Genomic DNA, 274 nt, shown 5'->3' with positions numbered 1-274 from the left:
ATCTTCATAATTGCGCGTTTCTTGCTGTTTAATCCGTTAGAAATCAATATGACTTGTTTATTTATTTCAGCAGCAGCATCTTCTGCGATACTATCGTCAAAAGTAACTGTAACCTCGTATTCTCCTGTGGGACCGTTAAATTCACCATATAGAACAGCAATATCAATAATGCTATCAACTAATTCTTGTATACCATCTTCAATAATTGTTTCATGGGACTGCTTCGTTCTAAACGTCTTAGAATTCTCACTGACAACCTCAGTAGCAGTTTTAA

At 35.4% G+C, this 274-nt stretch carries 1 pseudogene; it reads right to left on the bottom strand.

What is annotated here, in order from left to right:
* Positions 1–274, bottom strand: a pseudogene (locus KVT37_RS32215) (phage portal protein); the annotation flags it as partial.

Source organism: Mesorhizobium sp. GbtcB19, assembly GCF_019091085.1.
In the GTDB taxonomy this organism is placed as follows: domain Bacteria; phylum Pseudomonadota; class Alphaproteobacteria; order Rhizobiales; family Rhizobiaceae; genus Mesorhizobium.
This window is presented reverse-complemented; position numbering and strand designations above follow the sequence as displayed.